Origin of the sequence: Parafrankia sp. FMc2 (genome assembly GCF_041008525.1) — a bacterium.
Classification (GTDB): domain Bacteria; phylum Actinomycetota; class Actinomycetes; order Frankiales; family Frankiaceae; genus Parafrankia.
Map to the genome: position 1 here is coordinate 1 of NZ_JBFLUG010000280.1, position 4,305 is coordinate 4,305.

At 69.8% G+C, this 4,305-nt stretch carries 4 protein-coding genes; all 4 read right to left on the minus strand.

All coding sequences use genetic code 11. The features are described 5' to 3' along the window. Positions 1 to 358 precede the first annotated feature (358 nt). Positions 359 to 844, minus strand: a complete 486-nt coding sequence (locus tag AB1460_RS36000; protein ID WP_368966949.1) for a universal stress protein — start codon at positions 842 to 844, stop codon at positions 359 to 361. Between the two features lie 591 nt (positions 845 to 1,435). Further along, entirely contained in the window at positions 1,436 to 2,473 is a 1,038-nt protein-coding gene (locus AB1460_RS36005) for a sugar kinase (RefSeq protein WP_368966951.1), read from the minus strand. Next, the gene (locus AB1460_RS36010) at positions 2,470 to 3,099 is read right to left on the minus strand and encodes a bifunctional 4-hydroxy-2-oxoglutarate aldolase/2-dehydro-3-deoxy-phosphogluconate aldolase (RefSeq protein WP_368966953.1); all 630 of its coding nucleotides are present in this window, start codon (positions 3,097 to 3,099) and stop codon (positions 2,470 to 2,472) included. Before AB1460_RS36010 ends, AB1460_RS36005 begins: the two co-directional genes overlap by 4 nt. Beyond that, positions 3,096 to 3,407, minus strand: coding sequence for a hypothetical protein (locus AB1460_RS36015; RefSeq protein WP_368966955.1), 312 nt, complete (start codon positions 3,405 to 3,407; stop codon positions 3,096 to 3,098). The genes AB1460_RS36010 and AB1460_RS36015 overlap by 4 nt, the downstream gene beginning before the upstream one ends. Positions 3,408 to 4,305 lie beyond the last annotated feature (898 nt).

Here is a 4,305-nt window from a genome sequence, read left to right on the forward strand (position 1 = left end):
TCCCCCGCCCACCACACCTTCACCAACACCTCCTCGACATCCTCGGCGTCGACCCGACCCGACCACCTTGATCACCAGTCAGGCAGGTCGAAGCATCGAATCCCCATGTGCGGAAGACCCGGCTAGCTGGCTGCGCGGTGGTGCTGGCGACCGCGGATGCGATGTTGGCGAACTCGGTTCATGCCCGTTGGTCGGGAGCCTGTCGCAAAATGCCGAGAAGCGGCCGATCCGGGCCACCAACTTTGGCCTGGCAGCCCACGTTCGTCCGTCAGCGGCGATCTCAGCCGTGTGCGCTTGACTACCGATCTTGTTCGGCGTCATTTTGTTACAGGCTCTCGGGGTGCTGGCTCTGGGTAACCTAGTGGACGGCGGCCGGGCTTCCGGTCGTGCTCGGTTGTGTCTGAGCCTCCGTGAAGGTGCCGCGCACGACGACGACCGGGCAGGGAGCGTTACGCACGCAGTATGACGCGACCGATCCAAGACGCATACCGGGAAAATCGCGCCCGTGGCCGCCGACAACGAGCAGGTCCGCGTCCTCGGCGGTCCTGGTCAACGCCAGCGCGGGGCGCTCGGGAACCAGGTACATGCCTATGTGCACAACGGGTTCGTTCACCAGCGCCTCGTCCACGGTCCGCTCCAGCGCCTGCCGGGCGTCCTCCATGTAGTCGCCCTCGGTGTAGGTGCGTGTCACCAGGATCGTCGCCGGGACCTGCCATCCCGTCACGACGTCGATCACCGCGCCTGTGGCCTCGGCCTGTGGCACTGCCCAGCGCAGGGCGGCCACGCTCGGTGCCTTCCCGTCCGCGCCCACCACGATCCGTGGATGCGATCGCTGCTCGCCCACGACCCGCTCCTTCCTGTCCCCGTCCCTCCCGCCGCGTCGGAAGACCCTGCGGCGGGCGGCGTCTTCCACCGCCAGTTCTCGTCATACCCGCAGGGACAGTCCCCACGACCCGAAGTGCCTACCCTGCGAACCTGACCCGCGTTTTGGCAACGTCTCCGGTCTCGGGAGATCCGGGCACTGAACGTCATGAACGCCCTGGTCGGGTCGCCCGGGGCGACCCGACCAGGGCGTAGAGCTTCCCTGCCCAGGGTGACTGGAGCCGGGCGTTGTGCGCGAAAGCGGTGATTGCTTGCGGGCTCGTGTGTTGGCAGCCCAGCGGAAGTAGACACCGCTGATCTCGCCGGATGCTCTGATGACCGGGGCGGCACCGCATTCGGTGGCGGCCTGTTCCACCCTGTCGACCCGCTCCAGGCTACGAGCTGCCGGTCTGACAGGCCTGTCTCGACGGCCGCCTTGCTTGGGCGAAGGGGTGACTTCGTAGAGTTCTCCGATGGGCCCGAAGCCGAACTCGGTGCGCGAGACAGCGCCGTGTTTCTGAATGTTGTCCTGTACGTGACATCCTCCTCGAATATGGGTGAGGGGTGCCGCCGGTCAGCGTCTGACGTGGGCGGGTCCACCCTCGATGAGTGCCTCGACCTCGGCGAGTGAGGCCATGGACGCATCCCCGGGTGTTGTCATGACGAGGGCGCCGTGGGCTGTGCCATAGGCAAGGGCGCGTGGGAGGGAGGCGCCGGTGAGCAGCCCGTGGATCAGTCCGGCGGCGAAGCCGTCGCCGGAGCCGATGCGGTCCAGGATGTGCAGGCCGCGCATCCGAGGGCCGGTGACGAGGCCGGTCTCGGCGGACCAGGCGGCCGAGGACCAGTCGTTGACATCGGCCGAGGGCACCTCGCGCAGCGTTGTCGCCACGACCGACGCGGCGGGAGCCCGGCCGGCGGCCTCCATCAGCGCGTCCGGTACCTCGTCGGGACGGATCGGCACGTCGCCCGGGCGGGTGCCGGCGAGTCCCAGGGCGCCCACTATGACGTCGGCATGCCGGGCCAGCCGCAGGTCGACCTCGCGGGCCCGGTCCGGGCCGCCCCGGTCCGTCCAGAGGCTGGGGCGGTAGTTGGGGTCGTAGGAGACGGTGACGCCGTGGCGGCGGGCGGCCGCCATGGCCTCCTCGGCGACACCGGAGGTGGTTTCGGACAGTCCGGCGAAGATGCCACCGGTGTGGAACCAACGTGTGCCCGCGGTGAAGACGGCGTCCCAGTCGACATCACCTTTGCGCAGTTGGGAGACTGCGGTGTGCGCGCGGTCGCTGACGCCGAGCGCGCCGCGGATGCCGTAGCCGCGCTCGACGAAGTTCAGCCCGTTGCGGGCGGCGTGGCCGACGCCCTCGCTCGGCATCCAGCGGATCAGCGAGGTGTCGACTCCACCCTGAAGTATCAGGTCCTCGACCAGTCGGCCCACGGCATTGTCGGCGAGGGCGGTCACGACGGCGGTTCGCAGTCCGAAGCAGCGACGCAGACCGCGTACCACGTTGTACTCGCCGCCGCCCTCCCAGACCCGGAAGGTGCGGGCGGTACGGATGCGGCCCTCGCCCGGGTCGAAGCGCAGCATCACCTCGCCCAGGGCCACTACATCGGTCACGGCGTGCTCCGTTCCATGGCTTCGGCGGTCAGCCGGCGGATTTCCTCGTAGTCGCCCCGCGCCAGGTGCGCGGCGCTCGCCATCCAGCTGCCGCCGACGGCGAGGACCGCCGGGTCGGCGAGGTAGGCGGCCAGGCGGGAGATGTCGATCCCGCCGGTCGGAACGAAGCGGGCCTGCGGGAAAGGGGCCGCGAGTGCCTTGAGCGTCCGCACACCGCCGAGCGGCTCGGCGGGAAAGAGCTTGACGGTGTCGCAGCCTGCCCGCAGGGCGCGCATCAGCTCGGTGGCGGTGGCGATGCCCGGCACCACGGGCACCCCCAGCTCCCGGCACTTTGCGATGACCTCCTCGTCGTAGCCGGGCGAGACGACGAAGCGGGCTCCGGCGGCCACGGCCCGTTCCGCCTGATCTTGGGTGAGTACGGTGCCCGCGCCGACTGTCATACCGCCGTGAGCCGCCATCGTCTTGAGTACGTGCTCGGCGCCCGGGGTGCGGAAGGTGACTTCGGCGCCTCGGGCGCCGCCCGCCGTGAGCGCCTCGGCCAGGAGACGGGCCGTGGCCGGGTCGGGTACGGTCAGTACCGGCAGGATCCGAAAACCTCTCAGCACGGAGTCGAAACCGGCCGTCATCGGCCGAGCCGTCCGCCGTTGGCCGGAGCAGCAGCACCCGGAACATGTGCGCCGGTGTTGGAAACGAGGAAGACGGTTGCGCCTGGCAGGTCGTCCGAGCTCCTCCGCCCGGCCGGGATGCACTCCAGGGCCGCTGGGGTGCGCTGCGGATCGCCCCGCAGGGCCAAGGCGATGACATCCTGCTGCGCGGCGCTGATGTCGTTGACGTCCACGCCGGCCGCAGCGGGCGCAGGGGTCATGGCCCGGCCGATGCCGCGCTGGGCTCCCGTGACGACCGCGAGCCGTCCGGTCAGGCCGAAAGTGGTCATACGTCAGCTCCTTGAGCGTCATCGGTGTCGTCGGCGCAGTCCACGAGGATCTTCATCTCGGCCTTCTCTCCCTCCGGGGGCCCCGAACGCGGCCAGCGCCCGCGCGAGCGGCCCGATCCGGCTGATCAGGCGTTCACCGGCGACGACCAGGGCCAGGCGCTTCCTGGAAGCCGGAGCGGTCGTACCGGGAGCCCACGGAGGTGCGCTCGCGCCGGAAGAAGCGGTGCGGGTTCACAGCACGGGGCCGGGAACGGATCCCCGCCTGGCACAACCGGCCCCGCATGCCCCGCACCTCTCCCGCCGTGTCAACTCCGGCCGTCGCACCGGGCGTCTCGGCGGCGACGCCCTCGCCCGAAGACTGATCGGCCGCGTGCACGGTAGGCGGGGCAGGCGGTAGCGGTCGCGTTCGACAGCGGGCACACCCGTCTGGAGGCTGGTGCATCGCTCATCTCCCGCCTATACGCCGAAGCGATGGACGAGCGCCATTCGCGCGAGGTCGCGGCGAGCAGTTTCATTCGACTGGCCCTTGCTGCACAGCTGGTCATATGCCTGCGGGTAACCCCCGGCCAGCCACTGGTCGACGGCTGTGCGCACGGCATAGGCGCGTGGACGCCCCCGGCTTCGCCACCGGGCCCCGCGCGTGGCCGAGTTGGCCGGCTTCCTGGCACCCGGCGCCGCACCCTCACCCGGTGCCGTACAGGAGGCAGGCTGTACCGGCCCAGGCTTCGCCCGTGTGCGGAATCACGTCGCCGTAACGCATGGTGGTCAGGACCTGGAGCGTTCCCGCTTTTGTAGACAAGCCTAACTATGCCGCACGGAGGTCTCGTCCGTCAAATTCTTCCTCGAACTCGATGGGGGTGAGGTAACCGATTGCGGAGTGTATCCGCTGCCGGTTGTA